19 protein-coding genes are annotated in these 16,932 nt (G+C 67.5%); 5 read left to right on the top strand and 14 right to left on the bottom strand.

Translation table 11 applies throughout. The annotated features are described in order from the left end of the window. Positions 1–72 precede the first annotated feature (72 nt). On the top strand, positions 73–522 hold the full coding sequence (locus FFF93_RS05725) for a hypothetical protein (RefSeq protein ID WP_138769776.1): 450 nt from the start codon (positions 73–75) through the stop codon (positions 520–522). A 15-nt stretch (positions 523–537) separates the two neighbouring features. Here FFF93_RS05725 and FFF93_RS05720 read toward each other — a convergent pair whose 3' ends face one another. Both FFF93_RS05720 and FFF93_RS05715 read right to left on the bottom strand, forming a co-directional pair. Beyond that, entirely contained in the window at positions 538–1,086 is a 549-nt protein-coding gene (locus tag FFF93_RS05720; protein ID WP_261375316.1) for a hypothetical protein, read from the bottom strand. A gap of 36 nt (positions 1,087–1,122) precedes the next feature. Beyond that, positions 1,123–1,887, bottom strand: coding sequence for a class I SAM-dependent methyltransferase (locus tag FFF93_RS05715; RefSeq protein WP_138769777.1), 765 nt, complete (start codon positions 1,885–1,887; stop codon positions 1,123–1,125). A gap of 370 nt (positions 1,888–2,257) precedes the next feature. Here FFF93_RS05715 and FFF93_RS05710 point away from each other — a divergent pair, with 370 nt between their 5' ends. After that, on the top strand, positions 2,258–3,376 hold the full coding sequence (locus FFF93_RS05710) for an MFS transporter (protein ID WP_222424651.1): 1,119 nt from the start codon (positions 2,258–2,260) through the stop codon (positions 3,374–3,376). A 51-nt stretch (positions 3,377–3,427) separates the two neighbouring features. Here the strand turns inward: FFF93_RS05710 and FFF93_RS05705 are convergent, their stop codons facing one another. Continuing rightward, on the bottom strand, positions 3,428–5,026 hold the full coding sequence (locus FFF93_RS05705) for an HNH endonuclease signature motif containing protein (protein ID WP_138769778.1): 1,599 nt from the start codon (positions 5,024–5,026) through the stop codon (positions 3,428–3,430). A gap of 257 nt (positions 5,027–5,283) precedes the next feature. Here FFF93_RS05705 and FFF93_RS05700 point away from each other — a divergent pair, with 257 nt between their 5' ends. After that, positions 5,284–5,892, top strand: a complete 609-nt coding sequence (locus tag FFF93_RS05700) for an NUDIX domain-containing protein (RefSeq protein WP_138769779.1) — start codon at positions 5,284–5,286, stop codon at positions 5,890–5,892. Between the two features lie 40 nt (positions 5,893–5,932). On the opposite strand, the gene FFF93_RS05695 is transcribed toward FFF93_RS05700, so the two are convergent. The 4 genes from FFF93_RS05695 to truB all read right to left on the bottom strand — a co-directional run bounded on the left by FFF93_RS05695 (position 5,933) and on the right by truB (position 8,400). Beyond that, positions 5,933–6,364 (bottom strand): MarR family winged helix-turn-helix transcriptional regulator, encoded by a 432-nt coding sequence (locus FFF93_RS05695; protein ID WP_222424650.1) that lies wholly within the window; start codon positions 6,362–6,364, stop codon positions 5,933–5,935. A 254-nt stretch (positions 6,365–6,618) separates the two neighbouring features. Then, entirely contained in the window at positions 6,619–7,122 is a 504-nt protein-coding gene (locus FFF93_RS05690; protein ID WP_138769781.1) for a hypothetical protein, read from the bottom strand. A gap of 1 nt (position 7,123) precedes the next feature. Beyond that, a complete protein-coding gene (locus FFF93_RS05685) occupies positions 7,124–7,477 on the bottom strand; it encodes a hypothetical protein (protein ID WP_138769782.1) in 354 nt (117 codons plus the stop codon). A gap of 2 nt (positions 7,478–7,479) precedes the next feature. Continuing rightward, positions 7,480–8,400, bottom strand: coding sequence for a tRNA pseudouridine(55) synthase TruB (gene truB / locus FFF93_RS05680; RefSeq protein WP_138769783.1), 921 nt, complete (start codon positions 8,398–8,400; stop codon positions 7,480–7,482). Between the two features lie 121 nt (positions 8,401–8,521). Here truB and FFF93_RS05675 point away from each other — a divergent pair, with 121 nt between their 5' ends. Both FFF93_RS05675 and FFF93_RS05670 read left to right on the top strand, forming a co-directional pair. Then, positions 8,522–9,715, top strand: coding sequence for a pyridoxal phosphate-dependent aminotransferase (locus tag FFF93_RS05675; RefSeq protein ID WP_186372241.1), 1,194 nt, complete (start codon positions 8,522–8,524; stop codon positions 9,713–9,715). Positions 9,716–9,781: 66 nt separating this feature from the next. Continuing rightward, positions 9,782–9,979 (top strand): hypothetical protein, encoded by a 198-nt coding sequence (locus FFF93_RS05670; protein WP_138769785.1) that lies wholly within the window; start codon positions 9,782–9,784, stop codon positions 9,977–9,979. A gap of 53 nt (positions 9,980–10,032) precedes the next feature. Here the strand turns inward: FFF93_RS05670 and FFF93_RS05665 are convergent, their stop codons facing one another. The 7 genes from FFF93_RS05665 to rimP form a co-directional block, all read right to left on the bottom strand. Then, complete coding sequence (locus FFF93_RS05665) at positions 10,033–10,380, bottom strand: CU044_2847 family protein (RefSeq protein WP_138769786.1); 348 nt, start codon at positions 10,378–10,380, stop codon at positions 10,033–10,035. After that, positions 10,377–10,826: a thioredoxin gene (trxA, locus tag FFF93_RS05660; protein ID WP_138769787.1), complete on the bottom strand. Its 450-nt coding sequence runs from the start codon at positions 10,824–10,826 to the stop codon at positions 10,377–10,379. The genes FFF93_RS05665 and trxA overlap by 4 nt, the downstream gene beginning before the upstream one ends. A 160-nt stretch (positions 10,827–10,986) precedes the next feature. Beyond that, positions 10,987–11,496, bottom strand: coding sequence for a 30S ribosome-binding factor RbfA (gene rbfA / locus FFF93_RS05655; protein WP_138769788.1), 510 nt, complete (start codon positions 11,494–11,496; stop codon positions 10,987–10,989). 246 nt (positions 11,497–11,742) lie between these two features. Further along, positions 11,743–14,607: a translation initiation factor IF-2 gene (gene infB / locus FFF93_RS05650; protein WP_138769789.1), complete on the bottom strand. Its 2,865-nt coding sequence runs from the start codon at positions 14,605–14,607 to the stop codon at positions 11,743–11,745. A 152-nt stretch (positions 14,608–14,759) separates the two neighbouring features. Further along, a complete protein-coding gene (locus FFF93_RS05645; protein ID WP_315851475.1) occupies positions 14,760–15,092 on the bottom strand; it encodes a YlxR family protein in 333 nt (110 codons plus the stop codon). Positions 15,093–15,253: 161 nt separating this feature from the next. Continuing rightward, positions 15,254–16,234 carry a transcription termination factor NusA gene (nusA, locus tag FFF93_RS05640; protein WP_138769791.1) on the bottom strand — a complete coding sequence of 327 codons (981 nt, stop codon included), beginning with the start codon at positions 16,232–16,234 and terminating at the stop codon, positions 15,254–15,256. Then, positions 16,234–16,848 (bottom strand): ribosome maturation factor RimP, encoded by a 615-nt coding sequence (gene rimP, locus FFF93_RS05635; RefSeq protein ID WP_138769792.1) that lies wholly within the window; start codon positions 16,846–16,848, stop codon positions 16,234–16,236. The genes nusA and rimP overlap by 1 nt, the downstream gene beginning before the upstream one ends. Positions 16,849–16,932: the final 84 nt, after the last annotated feature.

The following is a 16,932-nucleotide window of genomic DNA, read 5'->3' as shown; positions in this document are numbered from 1 at the left end:
CCTGGTCACCCTGCAGCGGCAGCGTGTCCGCAGTCCATGGACGGCGCTCCTGCCGGCGGCTAGGGTTCGATCATGCGGAGACTCGCAGGGGCGACGACCATCGGTGTTCTGCTGTGTGGGTTGCTAAGCGGTTGCTGGCTGGTGCCGGGCCCCCGCACGGATGCCTGCGTCGACTGGGTCCGGTTCGAGACCATGCAACAGCGCTTCGACCACGCCGGCGCGGTTCTGGTCGGCACAGCGGTGAAGCGGGACGGTGAGGTGCGGATCTACGCGTACCAGGCCAATGTCCATGTGGTGGAAGTGGAGCAGGTGCTCAAGGGCGGTCTTAGCGAGGGGTCCGTCCGCATCGCATCGATGCCGGTCACGTGTGGAGCGTCCTACCCCAACGGCGATCCGCTCGACGCCGGCGGCCGCCAACTTTTCTTCCTCACCCAGCAGAACGGCGAATGGTTCACCATGACGCCGGACCAGGGCGCCGTTCCGTTCCCGGCGGGCACCCCACTCCCCTTCACGACGGGCTGACTCGCGATTCTTGGCTCAGCCGAAGGTGATCCGGATCCCGGCAACCGCCCCGGTCCAGGCCTCCGTGGGGTCGCGGCGCCCCAACAGCTGAGCGGCGATGTACCCCGTCTGGAGCTGGATGACTTGCGTCCGGGTTCCTGAGCAATCGACTTCGAACACCTGATGATCGGTGTCGCCGGGGATCCCTTGGGAGAGGTAGATCTGGGCGCGCGGGATGCCGACGCACGCCGTGGTGACGGTGTAGGGTCCGGCAGTCGTGACGGTGGCGGCTTTGCGGAAGCCGACACCGGGCCCGTCGGCGGGGCCGGCATCGGCCAGCAGGACCGATCCGGGGGCCGTACCCAGGCGCTGCTCCAGTTCAGCGTAATTGCGCGCTTCCACGGCCAGCACGTCCGCGTCCTTCGCAGGGAGGGTTCGCGCGGGCCGGGGGCCTTCGCTCGCTGCCGCCTGCTGCGGATCTCCTTCGTCCTCGTACGCGCAGGCGGCCAGGCTTCCGGCCAGAGACACGCCCATCATGAGCACCACAACGCAGCGGACTGTTTTCGCTCCCCCAAGACCAGCCATGTGGCCGAGTCTAAGGCCCCTCAGCGGTATGGCAAGTCATCTGCCCGCGGGCCGCCTGAGCCGGTACACCGAAACGTGGCTACGGGAATCCGCGGTGAATTCGCTGCGGTCCCAGTCCGCCCATCTGTATTCCAGCTCGAACCCGGCCAGCCGGGCCATGAGGTCGAGCTCGCTCGGCCAGATGTACCGGTGTGGCGTCCGTCCGATCCGGGCCTCCCGCCCGTCGGAAAGGTCCGGGCCGAACCGCACATGGTGCGAGACAACGTGCTGATGCAGCACATCGTAGGTATCGACCAGCAGGTACCCGGGCCGGCTCACCTCAACCGTGCCCCCGTGTCCGGGTGGCAGCGATCGCAACTGCGGCACCCAGAGCTCAATCACGAAGCGGCCGCCGGGCGCCAGATGACGGGCGGCGTTCTGGAAACACCGAACCTGCTCATCCTGTGTCAGCAGGTTCGCGATCGTGTTGAACACCAGGATCGCCAGCGAGAAATCCTCGCCCGCAACTTCCTCGGTCATGTCGCCCTGGACGACGGGAATCTGGTCCTCGGTGACCTTCTCACGCAGGCGGGAGATCATCGCATGGGACAGTTCGATGCCGCTGACCTGGACCCCGGCGTCCGCCAGGGGGATGGCCACCCGGCCCGTGCCGACGGCGAACTCAACGGCCCTGCCGTCGCCTGCGAGTTCTGCCAGAACTTCGACCGTGGGACCGATTACTTCCGGCGAGAACATTCCCTCGCCGGGAGTGTCGTAGTGCCTCGCGGCCTCGTCGTCCCAGAGCTGCTGCTGGTTGATCATCCCGCCACTATTGCATCCGATGCTCCGATCATCTACCTCCAGGGTCGGCCGGGGGCGATTCCCCGGCTTCTACTGACGTGCTCTTTTGGCTGCCAGGCTTTATGTCACCGCTAGGCTCTATGCCAACGAGGTGATGGGGAAAACATGGGAGTCTCTGGCGGCAGTTCTTTGGCACCGGAATCGAAGCTTCGCCACTATCCGGCATTTGTCAGGTTCTGGTTGGCCTCGACGGTGTCCGATTTCGGCACCTACATCACCACCTTGGCCTTGTCTGTCCTGATTTTGGTGACAATGAGCGGCACACCACTGGACCAGGGCCTGGTCAATGCTGCCCGGTGGACCCCGTACCTGCTTTTCGGAAGTTGCCGGTGTGTGGATCGACAGGTTCCCTCGCCGCACAATCCTCGTCGGCGGAGACTTCGGCCGCGGCCTGATTCTCGCCGTCGTGTGTCTGGCCGCAATGACGGGCACCATCTCGGTTCCGATTTTGATGATCCTGATGTTCGCCTTTGGGACCCTGGCGCTGACCAGCGACGCCGCGTACCAGAGCTTTCTCCCCCAACTGGTCCCCAGATCCTTGCTCATTCGCGCGAATGCCCGGCTGCAGCAAAGCGACACCGTGGCCCAAACTACGGGAAGTGCCCTAGCCGGCGGCCTGGTGGCGTTGGTGACCGCGCCCGTGGGCATTCTTATCGACGCTGCCTCGTACTTCTTCTCCGCAGCAGTGCTTCTCACTCTGGAACGGCCACCCCGCCACCCGCCATCAGGGCGCAAACAAAGACTCCACCAGAAGGCCGCAGAGGGCCTGCAATGGGTCTATGGCCACTCCCATCTGGCGCCCATGGCGTGGAGCAGCCACATCTGGTTCATAGGCTCCTCCATCCTCGGTGCGGTCCTTCCGACCGTGATTCTGAATGACCTCGGACTTGGTGCTTTGGGTCTGGGCCTGGTCATGGGGTGCTCCGGAATAGGGGCAGTAGTCGGGACCACTGTGTCCACCCGGCTTGGGAGCCGCTGGGGTACCGGTAACGCCATCGTTGCCTCACGTCTGGCCCAGCCGTTTGCGGTCGCCTTGGTGGCACTGGCACCACTCACCGCGGGCGCGACCCACACCGGCGAGACTTATGGTTCTCCGCTGCACTGGCCGGGACAGCTGTGGGCTGCGTTTATTGTGGCCGGTCTGGGGCAGTTGCTCTTCGGCATGGCCATGGGCGTCGAAGGGCCGCTGGAAATGGGCTACCGACAGGCCGTAACTCCTGACAGGCTCATCGCCCGAATGAGCGCTACGATGCGTTCGATAAACCGAGGAATGATCGTCCTCGGAGCTCCCTTGGGCGGCATCATAGCCATCGTGGCGGGCACCGACACGGCGCTCTGGGCGGCCGCAGCCTTCCTGCTGCTGTCCTCTCTCGTGCTGCTCTTCTCCGGGTTCCGGGACGCGCGGATCGAGGAACAGCAACTTTCCGAGGAAGAAGCACTCCTTCCCTAGTCGGCGCCCAACCGTTCTGACCGGAATCCCCCAGTTGGCCGGCAGCGTCCTTCACGATCTGAAGTAGTGGTTTCGTCGGGGGGTTTGTTGGGGGTCGAGGTGGGGTGGCGGGATGAACCAGGGGATGCCGTTGCGGGGCTGGATGGTCCATTGTTCTTTGTGGATCAGGTGGTGATGGTGGGAACAAAGGAGTGTTCCGTTGTCTGTGCTGGTGGTGCCGCCGTGGGACCAGTAGGTGATGTGGTGGGCTTCGCACCAGGGGGCGGGGATGGTGCAGCCGGGGAAGGCGCAGCCTTGGTCGCGGGCGGTGAGGGCTTTGCGGATGTGTGGCGGGAAGATGCGGCTGGTGCGGCCGATGTCCAGGATTCGGCCCCGGGATCCGAGCAGGACGGGGATGATGTCGGCGTCGCAGGCGATTTTGCGGATGGTCGCGGCTGTGACGGGTCCGGTGAACGCCAGGGTGCCGGTGCCGGTGAACCCGAACGGGCCGGTAGCGTCGGCGCCAGGTCCGCGGGCGTCCCCGGCCCAGCCGAACTTGGCGGCGTCCACGGTCCCTTCCAACTTCCCAGCTTCCCCGGCGTCGGTCAGCTGGTGGAGCCGGTCGAGGAGGTCGCGGTAGTCGATGGTGACCATGACCTGGGGCCGGAGTCCTCCCGCGGCGGGCAATCCTCCCGAGGCGAGGGCGACTTTGCAGCCGCCGACGAGGCCGTCGAGGAGTTTCTGCGGCCGGGACCGCCGGTCCAGCTGGTTCGGCACGAACCCGCCCGCGTCCGTGCCGTCCGAGCCGGCCGCCGCGCCCACACCGACTTGCGCGGCGGTGTCACTGCCGCCCGATTCGCCCTCGGCTCCGCCGGCTCCGGCCGCGGTGGTGCGGGGGTTGGTGGCGGTGTTCATCACGGTGAGGAGGTGTTCGAACTGTTCGGTGGTGGCGAAGATTTCCAGGTGCTGCAGGCCGTGGCGGGGTTTGCGGATGAAGGCGCCCTGGAGTTGGCGGAGGAGCTCCTCGGAGGGTTCGGCGCCGTCCTGGTCGATCGCGTCCACCCAGCGCCTCGCGATCCGGGCCAGGAAGTCCGGGTCGTGCTCGGCCGCGGTGCGGGTCAGGGCGTGTTCCATCCGGGCGGCCGTCTCCGGGTCGCAGAAGGGCCGGACCCGGCCCAGCGCCTGGGCGATGATCGTCGCCGAGCGGGACGGCACGGACCCGGCGGCCAGGGCCGCGGCGAGTTCCTCGCGCACGGGCGGGAGCGGCTGGCCGGTCATCCCGGTGCGGGGCAGCACGTCCCAGGCCAGGGACAGGCGCCGGTGGGCCTCGGCAGCGCTGATCTGCAGCCGCTCCCGCAGGAACTCCCCGGTCTTGCGGTAGCCGTCATCGAGCACCCGGGCACTGCCGGCAGCGGCGGCTTCCTTGCGGGTGCGGTCCACGGCCCCGGCAGCCACCAGTTGCAGGTACTCCACGGCCCGGGAGGCTTCCTCGACCCGGCCGGCGAACCCGGACGCCTCGCCAAAGTCCATCAGCGCCGCGTTGCGGGCCGCCGTCGCACTCAACCGCTGGAGCCGGCTGAGGAGGTCTTCGAGTTCCAGTGCGTAGCCGCGGCGGACATCATCATCCGGCCGAATGACCGGAGCTAAGGTGACCGCTGCACTGGTTCCCATGAATCAATCCAACCAAGGACCTACGACATTATTCGCGGCAGCAGAACCGCCTGCGGCAGGCTCCTGAACCGCCTGCGGCAGGCTCCTCATGCAGGCGCGGGAGCAGCCCGCCGGTGATACTGGCCGGACGAGCGATGAGAGCTGCACCGATTCCCACTAACCAATTCAACCGAGGGGCTCAGACATTGTGAGGTGCGCCAAACACGGGCGCGGGCGGCCAGGGAGCACGCCAACCCCAGAAATGGCAGACTATCGGGATGGACAGCCCAGTCTCACCGCAGCCAGCCGGAACGCCGCCAGCCGGAACGCCGCCGCAGGACGAATCGCAACGGGAGGAGCCGCAACAGGAGGAGCCGCAGCGCAATCCGTACCTTGAGCCCCGCCGCCCGCTGGGGCCGCGCGACCCCGGCGATGCCTGGGTTGAGGGCGAGCGGGGCCGTTTCTGGGGGCGCTTCGGCTCCGCCGGTCTGCTAGTGCACGACGCCGAAAAGGGCGTACTGCTTCAGCACCGGGCCACGTGGAGCGACCACGGCGGCACGTGGGGACTTCCCGGCGGTGCCCTGCATCAAGGTGAAGACGCCGTCAACGGCGCGCTCCGGGAGGCCAAAGAGGAAGCGGCCGTCCCGTCCGCAGCCGTCCGGGTGCTGTTCACCTCGGTCTTCGACGTCGGCTACTGGTCCTATACGACGGTCGCCGCCCAGGTCATCGAGCCCTTTGAACCGGCCATCAGCGACCCGGAGAGCCTTGAGTTGCAGTGGGTCAGCCTTGAGGGCGTGAGTAAGAAGGAGCTTCACCCTGGCTTCGCGGCAGCCTGGCCCGCGTTGCGGCTCAGGCTCCAGGACCTCGCCGACAAAATCGACGGGTAGCCGGTTTCGGCACCCGCACTCCCCCACGGAACAAGCCCGCTCAGAACCGGCCCGGAACCTCGAAAGCGGTAAGAATCCTGGCCAGGTCGTGCTGCAGGGTGGTCCAGCCCTCCAGATCCTCCGGGAGGGCATTGCACTCGATCTGGTGCGCGCTGGCCAACGCCTCGCGGCCGGACGACGTCAGGGACACGGAAAACTGCCGCCGGTCCCGCTGATCCCGGGTCCGCGTGACGTGGCCCGATTCTTCCAGCCGCGCCAGCACCTTGCCCAGCGATTGGCTCTGCACCGCGATCCGGCGCGCCAGCTGCTCCTGGTTAAGTGGCCCGGCAGCGAGCCCCTGCAGGGCGATGACAGCGGCATGCGTCAGGCCCAGTGCGGCAAGCGCCTGGTCCTTGCGCCGCTCGACCACCCTGGCTGCCATAGACAGCATCTGGTCGGTCCGCCACTTCTTGGTATCCGGGCTGTGGCTCATCGGCGGCACCCGGTCCGGCCGCCCGTGCCTGCTGTCTTCGGTTCCCATGTTGCTCGGGGAACGGCGTTCACAATGCTCATGATGCCTCCCTCGCTCCGGTGGACAAACGTGGGTGCGCCGCTATCCGCGCCCGCACCTAAGCACTACAATAAGCATGCTTACTATGCATTTGGCAAGTTTGCTTACTATCGGGTGCCGCGGGGCACGCCAAAGGAGGCCCGGTCCAGGGCCGACGGGTCGTGCGGGAAGGTTTTTCAGGAACGCCGGGGCGCGGGACGGCGGCGGTACAGCCAGATGAGGCCGAGGATCGGCAGCAACAGCGGGATGAAGCCGTAGCCGCGTCCAAACAGGGACCACACCGTCTCGTGCGGGAAGTTGACCGCATCGAAGAGGCTGAGCGCACCGACCACCAAAACACCGATCAGCTCGACCAGCACGGCGGCCACGGATACCTTGAACCAGGTCCGGCCGGCCTTCGCGAGGGAGACGGTTGCCACAATGTAGACGACGGCGGCAAAGGCCGACAACAGGTACGCAAGGGGCGCCTCGGAGAACTTGGTGAGGATCTGGTATCCCGCCCGGGCGGTGGCCGAGAGGGCGAAGACCGCATAGACAGATATCAGCAGCCGGCCGGGACCGGTATTGCGGGTGTCCCGCGGCTCCGGGACGGCAGTGGGAGTCGAGGTGGAATCGGCGGTCGCGGCGGCGTCGCCCGTGCCCTGCTGTGGAGCCGTCATGTCGTTCTTTGCCTCTTCCATGTCAGTACCAGATCTGGTTCATTCGGGCCGCCATCACCAGGGCGGTGACGCCGACGGCGGCCAGCACGAAATTGCTCCAGCGCGTGCGTTCCAGGATGGCCCAGTACACCGCCCCGACCGGAAGCATCAGCGCCGTGACCATGTAGCCCCAGAACTCCCAGGGCTCCCCCGCGATGTGTTCCCCGGACGCGACGCGGACGATCGAGCCGACCAGGTAGACCAGCAGGGACAGTTCGACAGCGGCCACCGACAGGATGGTTGCGTCGTTGGGGGCCTTCTTCAGAATGCCGGCCCCGGCGCACAGGAGGGTGGAGAGCAGCCCTACCGCAAGGATGATGTAGAAATAGGCGTCCACTGCTAGCCCGCCGGCTTCTCGTTGTCCGGCGCGAAGACCAGCACGGGTTTGGCATAGTTGCCGGCGTCGGCCAGCAACGCCACGAGCGAGCCGTCGGGCGCGAAGGCGGCGGCCGGCTTCTCTGGGGTCGCGGCGTCCGGCGTGCCGGCGGCGGCGCCGGCCGCGATCCTGCGGCCGAAGGACAGTTCGGTGGTCTCCTCCTCGCTCAACTCGCGGTTGGGCATCAGCGCCCGGGCGGCCTGCGCCATTTCCAGGATGTCCAGCTCTTCGGCCAGTTGCTCCAGGGTGCGGGCCTGGTCAAGGGTGTAGGGGCCCACCTGGGTCCGGCGGAGGGCGGTGAGGTGGCCTCCGACGCCCAAGGCGTCGCCGAGGTCCCGGGCGAGGGCACGGATGTAGGTGCCGGATGAGCACTCGACGGTCACGTCCAGGTCCAGGGCTTCGCCGTCCTGCGAGCGGCGGAGTTCGTGGATCTCGAAGCGGTGGATCGTCACCGGCCGCGCAGCGAGCTTGACGTCTTCGCCGGAGCGGACGCGGGCGTAGGCACGCTCACCGTTGACCTTGATCGCACTGACGCTGCTTGGCACCTGCTGGATGTCCCCGGTCAGGGCGGCCACACCGGCCCGGACGCTGTCCTCGGTGACCGCGGCGGCACTGCGGGTGGCCGTAACTTCGCCCTCGGCGTCGTCCGTGACGGTCGACTCGCCGAGGCGGATGGTGGCGGTGTAGGTCTTGGAGGTTCCCACGATGTAGGTCAGCAGACGGGTCGCCTTGTTGATGCCGAGCACCAGCACACCCGTCGCCATGGGGTCCAGGGTTCCGGCGTGGCCAACCTTTCGGGTACCGGCGATCCGCCGCATCCGTCCAACCACATCGTGGCTGGTCCAGCCTTGCGGCTTGTCCACTATCACCAGTCCAGAAAGCACGCCTCCCAGTATATCCGCGCCGGGACCTGCCCCCGGCGCGCCGGCTGCCGACTGCGGGCCGCCGGCTGCCGGCTGCGGCGCGCTGGCTGCCGACTGCGGGCCGCGGACTAGGATGGCAAACATGCCAGAGCTTGCCGCCCACGTCCGCGACGTCCCCATCAACCAGATCCGCGAGATCACCGAGGCCGCCTGGCACACCCCCGGCGCGATCGTCCTGAGCATTGGCGAACCCGGCTTCGCCCTGCCCCGCCACATCCTGGAGGCAGGCATGGCGTGCCTCGACCGGGATGAGACCAACTACACGCCCAATGCCGGGATTCCGGCGCTGCGCGAAGCTTTCGCGGCACGGTTCCGGGAGCACAACGCGACGGACGTCGGCGCAGACCGGGTGTACGTCGTCGACGGCGCACAGCAGGGCCTGCACTTCGCGATGAGCCTGCTGCTCTCCCCCGGCGACGAGATCCTGATCCCGAACCCCGGCTACCCGACGTTTGCGATGACCTCCAGCCTGCTGCACGCCGTCCCGGTGAGGTACCCGCTCTACCCGGAGCACGCCTTCCAGCCGCGGATCGAAGACATCGAGGCGCTCATTACGCCTCGCACCAAGGTGCTGATCCTCAACTCGCCGTCCAACCCGCTCGGGGCCGTGCTGGGCGAGGAGCTCACCCGAAGCCTTGTGGAACTCGCCGTCCGGCACGACCTGTGGATCATCTCGGACGAATGTTACGAGGCGTTCACCTACGATGTCCCGCACGTGAGCCCGGCGCGCTTCGACAGCGACGTTCCCGGCGAGGCGCGGGTGTTCACCTCGCTGACCCTCTCCAAAACCTACGGGCTCACCGGGCTCCGGATCGGGGCGCTGATCTGCCCGCCCGGACTCGAGCAGCAGATGAACAACGTGATGGAGGCGATTGTTTCCTGTGTCGCCTCGCCCTCGCAGTACGCGGCCCTGGCAGCCCTGACCGGTCCGCAGGACTACGTCAGCCACGCCCACGCGCACTACCGCGCCAACCGGGACGCAGCTTCGGCCGTCCTCGATGCCAGGGGCATCCCCTTTCTCACCGCGCAGGGGGCCTTCTACCTCTGGGCAGACGTCTCGCACGTCAGCGGCGGCGACGTCCGGGCCTGGGTCCGGCGTTTCCTCGCCGAGGCCGGGGTGTCCTTCGCCCCCGGGACCGCCTTCGGCTCCATCGGCGAGGGCTGGATCCGGATCGCATTGTGCGGCGCCCAGGCCGACCTCGTGGAGGGCCTGGGCAGGCTTCCCGCCCGCGACGCGGCCCCCGGGTCCCTACCGCCCAAACGCGCCAGGCAGTAGCCTGACCACACGCAGGTACGCGGATTCACGGCGCGGACGCGGGTGGCGGCGCAAGGAGGAAACCTCATGTGGTGGCAGGACTTGTTGTGGGGCATCTGGAACGGGCTCACGGCGTGGATCGTGCTGATTGTCCACGTCTTCGGGGCGTGGAGCGAGTTTCCCTTCTACAACACGGCGCGCGCCGGCAACTGGTATGACTTCGGCTTCCTGCTGGGGATGGGCTCCCCGCTGCTCGGGGGTCTGGGCGCCCGACGGCGGCGCTGACCCAGCGATCGGCCGGTCCACGGCAGCGGCGCGCACCTGACTCCGGCGCCGGCTCAGAGCCGGATTTCGTCTTCCGGCGTCGACGGCGGCACCGGCGGCGCGGTGAAGGACATCTTGACGATGAAGTGACCCTCGGCGCAGTTGCGCGCGATGATGGCCCCGGCCTCGCCGGCCAGCTTCACGCCGAATTGCAGCTCCAAGTGCTCGGGGGCCAGCTCCCGCATCACCTCGGCGGCTGCCCTTGCCGCGGGCCGCACCGCGGCAAGGGCATCTTCGAGCCGCCGGCCGGCGTCGAGGATGCCAAGTTCGTTGCGGGCGGGCCGCTCGACGCCGAAGCTGCCCTCGTCGACCTCGACCAGCACCGTTCCCGATCCGACTTCGTAGCGCAGGATTTCGGTCATGGCTTGCTCCCTTCGCGCCGGGCTGCCAGCGCGTCGTCCAGCCAACTGCGCAGGGCGGCAGCCGGCGGCGCTCCGGCCTGACGCGCCACCACTGTGCCGTCGGTGATAACGAGGAGGGTTGGAATGGCCTGTACGTCGAAGCGCCGCGAGAGCCCCGGCGACTTGTCCACGTCCACCTTGACGAGCTTGACCCGTCCCGCCCGCTCCTGCGCCAGTTTGTCCAGTACCGGACTGACCATCCGGCAGGGCCCGCACCAGGCGGCCCAGAAATCGACCAGGGCGGGAACCGGGGATTGCTCCGCGACGCCGGCAAAGTCCGCGTCGCCGGCCTCGACGATCCAGGGAAGATCCCGGCGGCATTTCCCGCAGCGCGGGTGCCCGGCCGCCGCCGCGGGGATGCGGTTGGTCGTGCCGCATTGCGGACACTTGGTCAGGGCGGAGGTCACGGCCGCTCGCCGCCGTTCTGTTCGCCCGCAGTCATGACTCCATGGGACGCCCCGGCCCGGGCTGGGCATAGGGCCCAAAGTCCCCACGGGCGCGAACGGCCCGCAGACAGCACTGGCCGGGCCCGTTTCCGGGCCCGGCCAGTGCCGCAGGTGCTGGGTGCTACTTGTTGCTGTCCTCGTCGACGTCGCGGTCGACACTGAGGTCGGTATCCTCTTCGTCGAAGTCGTCTTCGTCGAGTTCGACGTCCTCGGGGATGTCGCTCTTGTACGGATCGGCGTCGCCGGCGTGCTTGGCGCTGGCCGCGAGGGCTGCCACCTCGGCGTCGCGCTTCTTGGCTTCGCGGAGCAGTTCCTCAAGGTTCGAGGCCACCACGGGGATCTGGTCGGCGACGAATTCCAGCGTCGGCGTCAGCCGGACGGTGATGTTGCGGCCGACTTCCTGGCGCAGCACACCCTTCGCTTTCTCCAGGCCCTTGGCCGCGTCGGCCTGCGCCACCTCATCGCCGAACACCGTGTAGTAGACCGTGGCGTGCTGCAGGTCATTGGTCACACGCGCATCGGTCACGGTCAAGCCTTCCAACCGGGGATCCTTCACCCTCCGGCCCAAGGCTTCGGCGACGACAACCTTAATCCGCTGCGCCAACTTGGCAGCCCGTGCGGGATCAGCCATTTCCACTCCTAAAAAATTTGGATGTACGACGACGCGCTAGCGGTCCACATACACCTGGGGTTTGGTGCCACGCGCCTAAGTCAAGCCTACGACGGACTCCCGTTGGATTTTTTCCGGCGGCCTGGGAGTGGCATCGGGCCTGCCGGAGCTGGGCGGCCGACGTCGTCAGACGTTGGCCGCCCAGCGCAGGGGCGGGGCCGCCGGAAAAAATCCAACGGCCCCGCACCTGTGTAACGCTAGCTCAGACTAGACGCGCGGCTTCTCGCGCATCTCGAAGGTCTCGATGATGTCACCTTCGTTGATGTCGTTGTACGAGCCAAGACCGATACCACATTCGAAGTCCGTGCGGACCTCGGTGGCGTCGTCCTTGAAGCGCTTGAGCGTCTCAACGGTGAGGTTGTCGCCGATGATCTTGCCGTCGCGGCTGATGCGGGCCTTGGCGTTGCGCCGGATAACACCGGAGCGGACGATCGAGCCTGCAATGTTGCCGAACTTGGAGGAACGGAACACTTCGCGGACCTCGGCGGTGCCAAGCTGGACCTCTTCGTACTCCGGCTTGAGCATGCCCTTGAGGGCTGCCTCGATGTCATCGATTGCTGCGTAGATGACGGAGTAGAAGCGCATGTCCACGCCTTCGCGGTCTGCCAGTTCGGCAACACGCTCGGCGGGCTTGACGTTGAAGCCGATGATGACGGCGGAGTCGACCGTAGCCAGGTTGACGTCGTTCTGCGTGATGGCACCGACGCCGCGGTGGATAACGCGGAGCTGGACACCCTCGCCGACGTCGATCTTGAGCAGCGCGTCTTCGAGGGCTTCAACGGCACCGGACACGTCACCCTTGAGGATGAGGTTGAGGGTGTCGATCTTGCCATCGGCGACGGCCTGGTCGAAGTCTTCCAGGCTGATGCGCTTGCGGCGCTTGGCCAGGGCGGCGTTGCGGTCCGCAGCTTCACGCTTCTCGGCGATCTGGCGGGCGGTGCGCTCGTCAGCAGTCACGAAGAAGGTATCGCCGGCGCGCGGGACGTTGGACAGACCCAGGACCTGCACGGGGCGGGACGGGCCTGCCTCGGTCAGGGCGCTGCCGTCGTCGTCGAACATGGCGCGGACGCGGCCATGGGCCGTGCCTGCCACGATCGTGTCGCCGACGTGCAGGGTGCCGGACTGAACCAGGACGGTAGCAACCGCGCCGCGGCCCTTGTCCAGGTTGGCTTCAATCGCGATACCGCGGGCGTCCTTGTTCGGGTTGGCGCGCATGTCCAGGGCTGCGTCTGCGGTGAGCAGGACAGCCTCGAGCAGCTCGTCGATGTTCAGGTTCTGGCGGGCAGAGACCTCCACGAACATGGTGTCGCCACCGTACTCTTCCGGAACCAGCCCGTACTCGGTCAGCTGGCCGCGGACCTTGTCCGGGTTGGCGCCTTCCTTGTCGATCTTGTTCACGGCCACGACGATCGGCACGTTGGCCGCCTGTGCGTGGTTGAGGGCTTCGATGGTCTGCGGCATAACGCCGTCGTCCGCCGCCACCACGAGGATGGCGATGTCGGTGACCTTCGCACCACGGGCACGCATGGCGGTGAACGCCTCGTGGCCCGGGGTATCGATGAAGGTGATCTTGCGATCCGTTCCTTCGTGGTTGTGCGTGACCTGGTAGGCACCGATGTGCTGCGTGATGCCGCCGTGCTCGCCGGCCATAACGTCCGACTTGCGGATGGCATCGAGCAGGCGGGTCTTACCGTGGTCAACGTGACCCATGACGGTGACAACCGGAGGACGGGCCTCAAGTTCCTCGTCGCCTTCGGCTTCCAGCTCGGCGTCGAAGTCGATGTCGAAGCCGGAGAGCAGCTCGCGCTCCTCATCTTCCGGGGACACGACCTGGAGCTTGTAGCCAAGCTCCTCGCCCAGCAGGGCAAAGGTCTCCTCATCCAGCGACTGCGTGGCGGTAGCCATTTCGCCGAGGTGGAAGAGGACGGTCACCAGTGCTGCGGGGTTCGCCTCGATCTTGTCGGCGAAGTCCGTGATGGACGAGCCGCGGCGGAGCCGGACAACGGTGTTGCCGTCGCCGCGGGGTACGCTCACGCCACCCAGCGACGGGGCACTCATCTGCTCAAGTTCCTGGCGCTTGGCACGCTTGGACTTGCGCTGCTTGCCGCGGCCTGCGCCACCCTTACCGAAAGCACCCTGGGTGCCACCGCGACCGCGGCCACCCTTGCCGAAGCCACCGCCGGCCGGAGCGCCGCCGCCGGCGCCGGGAGCACCGGTGCCAGGAGCGCCACCCGGGCGGCCCGGGCCACGGCCGCCGCCGCCGGGACGGCCTGCACCAGCGGGTGCGGGACGTTCGGTGCGGTTGGGCATCATGCCGGGAGTCGGACGGTTTCCGCCGGCTCCGGGACGGGCGCCGGGTGCGCCGGCCGGACGCGGAGCGCCCGGACGTGCACCGGCAGCGCCGGCCGGACGCGGAGCGCCGGGACGGGGACCGCCGGCGCCTGCTGCGGGACGCGGCCCGCCGGGGCGTTCGCCCTCGGTGCGGCTTCCGCCCGGACGCGGCATGCCCTGGGAAGGAGCGAACGGGTTGTTGCCCGGACGCGAGGTGCGTTCGTTGTCGCCGCCGCGGCCGCGGGGCATGCCCTGCGACGTGGCGAACGGGTTGTTGCCGGGGCGGGGTCCGCCCGGACGTGGCGCCGAGCCGCCCTGGCGTGCCGGAGCAGCCGGGGTCTCAGCCTTCGGGGCCGGGCGGGCGCCGGGCTTGGCGCCGGCGGACGGAGCTGCCGTGGCCTCGGCGGCCGGTGCCGCGGCCGGAGCCGCTGCAGGGGCCTCGGCGGCCGGTGCGGGTGCCGGAGCTTCAGTCTTGGGTTCGGCGGCCTTCGGCGCAGCCGGGGCCGGCGCGGGCGCCGGTCGTGTCGCTGCGGGGCTGGCCTTGGGGGCGGACGCGGGCGCTTCGGACTTCGGAGCAGCGGGCGCGTCGGGGTAGGCGTTGCGGAGTTTCCGCACCACCGGGGCCTCAATGGTGGAAGAGGCGGAGCGAACGAATTCGCCCAGTTCCTGCAGTTTGGTTACTGCATCTTTGGAAGTAATACCGAGCTCTTTAGCAAGCTCATGTACGCGGACCTTGGCCACATTTCTCCTGTCTCGGTCCGCACCGAGCCAGGCACGAACCGTCTACTTCTTACTGCGGGCCTCCGCCGCGAGTGCAGCTGAAAGGCCCATTGCAGAGCGCAACAAAGTTGTCATCGTTGCGCACTCATCGCTGGGAACTCATCGGGTTTCCATCAGTTTTCTGACCCGCTTTCAGGTTGGACGGTTGTTGCTGCGGCCACCGGGGTGCCCACTGCTTGCGTGCCCGCCAGGATCCGGCGTTCGACGTCGGCGGTGACGGAGGCCCCGCTAAGGGCGCGTCCGAACGCTCGACGTTTGACCGCCAGTGCCAGGCACTTTTCGCTGGGGTGCAGCCATGCTCCCCTGCCAGCCATCCGGCGTCGTTCGTCCACCACGACAGCGGATGAACCGCTGGCGCCGGCGACGAGCCGGAGAAGCTCCGACCGCGAACCTTTTTGCCGGCATCCGATGCACGTACGTTGCGGTTGATTCTCGAGGGGTTGCACTTGTGCCACGTCCGAGTATCTTCCTGCCTGTACCTGACTGCCTGCCCGAGGGCACGCGGACACCGGCCCTTAGGCGCGGTCATGTCTATTCTAGCCCCTCCGGCGCCCGGACCCCGAACTTGCGAGGATCCGGGTACCGCCGGACGGGGCGCTGGCGTGGCCTATTTGTCGCGGTTCTCCGCGGCGTCGGAAATGATATCGATCCGCCAGCCGGTGAGCTTGGCGGCCAGGCGGGCGTTCTGGCCTTCCTTGCCGATGGCGAGGGACAGCTGGTAGTCCGGCACGACAACGCGGGCGGACCGGGCGGCCTCATCCGTGATGGTGACGGAATTCACGCGCGACGGCGAGAGGGCGCTGGCGATGAACGTCGCCGGATCGTCGCTGTAGTCCACGATGTCGATCTTTTCGTCGTTCAGCTCGGTCATCACGGCGCGGACCCGCGAGCCCATTTCGCCGATGCACGCGCCCTTGGCATTGACGCCGGGGGTGTTTGCCTTGACCGCGATCTTCGTGCGGTGGCCGGCTTCGCGGGCCAGGGCCACGATCTCGACCGAACGGTCCGCGATCTCCGGGACCTCCAGTTCGAAGAGCTTACGGACGAGTCCGGGGTGGGACCGGGAGAGCGTAATGGAGGGGCCCTTGGTGCCGCGGTGCACGTCGATGACGAACGCGCGGAGCCGGTTGCCGTGGAGGTACTTTTCGCCGGGGACCTGCTCGGGCGGGGGCAGCAGCGCCTCCACGGTTCCGAGGTTCACCTGGATCATGTGCGGATTGTTGCCCTGCTGGATGGTGCCGGCAACGAGTTCGCCCTCGCGGCCCTTGAACTGGCCCAGCACGTTGTCGTCCTCGGCGTCGCGCAGGCGCTGAAGGATGATCTGCCGCGCGGTGCTCGCCGCGATCCGCCCGAACCCGGCCGGGGTGTCCTCGAATTCGCCGATGGGGGCGCCGTCGTCGTCGATCTCGGTGGCCCAGATGGTCACGTGGCCGCTCTTGCGGTCCAGCTCGGCGCGGGCCTTCTCGAAGGCCCCCGGCGTCTTGTGGTACGCCACCAGGAGGGCCTGTTCGATGGTCGGAATCAGGAGATCCAGCGGGATTTCGCGCTCACGCTCCAGGAGTCTCAGTGCGCTCATGTCAATATCCATTAGGCCTCCTCGGAAGGTCCATTGTCGTTCTCCAGACCGGCCTCTTCGAGGTGGCTGAACTCTATCTCGACTTTTCCACTGCGGATCCTGTCGAAAGGAAGCTTGACGGGTTCGCCCTGCTTGGGCTTCATCCCCTTTTTGACGGTCAGTTCCGGGACCAAGGTCACGCCGCTGTCGTCCACGGACTGGATGCGGCCCGTGACGTTGTCGCCCTGGATCACGTTGACCGTGACAAGGCGGCCGCGGGCACGGTGCCAGTGCCGCTCTTCGGTGAGAGGACGGCCGACGCCGGGCGAGGACACCTCAAGGTCGTAGGGCCGCGAGTCGGTGCTCGGGTCGTTGTCCAGGATGTCGGAGAGGGTCTTTGAAATCTCGGCGATGACGTCCAGACTGACGCCGCCGGTCTCTTCCTGCGGCAGGTCCACCACCACGTGAACCACCCGGTTGGCACCGGCAACATGGATGGAAACGTCCTCCAGGTACAGCCGGTTGGCCAGGACTGCAGGCTCAAGGAGCGCGTACAGGCGCTCGGCCTCCAGATTGTGAGCGGGTGCGGCTTCAGCCTTCCCCGTCCCGGTCCGGTCTGTTGAAGTCGTGGCTTCTGCGTTGGTCATGATGCCGCCCGCCTCCCGCTAGATGATGTTGTGACTACTAGCCTAGCGATATTCCCGGCGACGTGGTGCATGGAGTTCCGGGCC

The sequence above is a fragment of the Arthrobacter sp. KBS0702 genome, assembly GCF_005937985.2.
Taxonomy (GTDB): Bacteria; Actinomycetota; Actinomycetes; order Actinomycetales; family Micrococcaceae; genus Arthrobacter.
This window is presented reverse-complemented; position numbering and strand designations above follow the sequence as displayed.